The organism is Mesorhizobium sp. M0159 (assembly GCF_040322295.1).
Taxonomy (GTDB): Bacteria; Pseudomonadota; Alphaproteobacteria; order Rhizobiales; family Rhizobiaceae; genus Mesorhizobium.
The window spans coordinates 1-2259 of the sequence record NZ_JAMYTF010000123.1; the positions used below are offsets into that span (position 1 = coordinate 1).

Consider the following 2259-nt stretch of genomic DNA (forward strand, 5'->3'; position numbering starts at 1 on the left):
TCGTTTTGTTAAAACACACCCACACCCGCCCATCCGCGTTATCGCGAGCCGTCACCCCAGCGCGTCCAAATTCTGGGGCCCCCCCCCCCCGCCCCCCCCCCCCCGCCGGGCGGGCCCTCGACTTCATCACAGGGTTGCTTCGTCCACTTCATGTTGGACGACCCGGACGCGCAGAAAAAAGCGCCTGCGGCGGGTCCTTTGTTAACCACCATGATGCGGGACCACAGCGACAGGGCGTGCCGGAGACGGTCAATCCGGCCGGCGATGTCGTCGCCGGCGGCGACGGTCTCATTCAGGATCAGCATCGACCAAAGAGCGAGGCCACTGCCGTTATGCTCGAGATCTGGGGACGGCGGCTTGGCGATCGCCGTCTACTCGGCGTTTCTCGAACTCACTGCATGCAAGACCGTGACGAAGCCCTTCACATTGCGGGTCGGGACATAGCTGGCTTCTTGGCGCGCTACCACCGCTAGAGATGCAGACTTCGCCCGACAGCTCCTGCTGGAGCGCGGCTTGGATCTGATGGCAGAATTCTTGCGGAGACGCGGACAAGTGGGGAGCACTCCAACCCTACACACGCGTCACTGGGCTATCAGTGTTGACCGTATAATCTTCGGAATGGCAATGGCATATTTTACAAAGCACGACCGCAATCAAATTATATACCGCAGCTGGGAAGAGCCGGAACAGTCAAGCGCAAGGATGAGAATTTTGGTCCTCAAGCTTGATCATGTCGGCGACTTTTGGATGTCTCTAGGGCCCCTAAAGGACCTTCGTCAGCGTTTTGCGCATGCCCACATTACGCTGGTGGTGGGAAGCTGGAACATCGCTACTGCAAAACAGTTCGACCTCGCCGACGATCACATTGCTTTTGACTTTTTTCCTCGCAACCCAAAAGTCAAAACGCGCAAAAAAGCCGCCGACATAAGGCCGCTGCTGACCGGCGAGTTTGATCTTGCCATTGATATGCGTGTTCCGGAAGAAACAAGGCCCATCTTGCTTGAAGTCCCCGCCAGGCACCGTGCGGCGATAGTTGATCCGTACAGCATGCATCAGATCGATATTGCGATAGCGCCATTCAATCTGAAACTGCGCAGAACCATCCTCTACAAGCTGGTCCAAAAAATAGGGCTTGCTAACAAAATCCCTCGTAGATGGCTTGATTGGTTCATTGACCGCAAGCAGGTGCGTCTCCAGCATGTGTCAGAAATCCTCCTCTTTCTGGTCGCAAAGGCAGCTGCCTATTTCGAAAGCGGAGCGGGTCACCCACAGAATTCGACTACAGGCAATGCCCCGATTGTCGTGGCTCCGTTCTCCAATTCCAGCCTGCGAGATTGGCCGATTGAAAGTTTTGGCAAAGTTGTTGCTGCTCTTTCGACCCGTGGTGAGGTGGTCCTCGTTGCCCGTGGCGAATGCCTGGAAGCGCTTGAGGAGGTTGCGAACATAGCTCGGGATCGTGGAGCCGCGAACATTCGGACGGCTGTCGACTTGTCGGAATTGGAATTCAATTATCTCGTGAATTCGGCCGCGCTCGTCGTTTCGAACAATTCAGGCACCGGGCATGTCGCTGCCCAGCTTGGCCGCCCTACTATCGGCATTTTCACGGCGTCACATCTACCGGAGATTTGGGGGTTTCGAGGTCCCCTGGTCAGCATGCTTATGAGTGTTATTGAATGTCGCGGGTGTGGTCTGGACCAAGTGCGGCATTGTCCGGTCAAAGTCCGATGCAAGTTCGACATCACGCCGGATCTCGTGATTGCCGAGGTAAACGCCTTGATGAATCATTGTAAGGGTACGGCACAAGCTTAGTGGCTCGCGGTCACCATAACCGCGATTGCCCGGATCTTGGTCGCTGATTCAATCGCTACAAACATCTAAAGGCCGAAATTCAGAATTGAATCGACTTGGTCGAAGGACCGCAGTGGCGATGTCACCCCCTGGGCCGGGCGACCATTTCGTTTTCGTTCGCATGCCCGTCCATAGCGACAGCGCCACTAACAGCAGATGAACCACACAAAGTGAGGGAGACCCCAATTAAGTGCCAAGCGACAGCTGGCCCAAGGCGCCTGGCTGAAGGCGCATGAAAACCTCGTCATCACCGGGCAGACCGATCCCACGACATAATGCACACCTCGCTATGTTATTGAAAAAGCTGGATCTGCTGATCCTGTGATTGTGATAATGGACTGTGTCCGCTCCTGCCGGAATGGTGCTGGATATCGAGTTGCTCGATATCTTCATGACGGATGATCCAGGGCG

1 protein-coding gene is annotated in these 2259 nt (G+C 55.7%); it reads left to right on the forward strand.

What is annotated here, in order from left to right; genetic code table 11:
* Positions 1–624: 624 nt before the first annotated feature.
* Positions 625–1809, forward strand: coding sequence for a glycosyltransferase family 9 protein (locus NKJ32_RS35275; protein WP_352571661.1), 1185 nt, complete (start codon positions 625–627; stop codon positions 1807–1809).
* Positions 1810–2259: the final 450 nt, after the last annotated feature.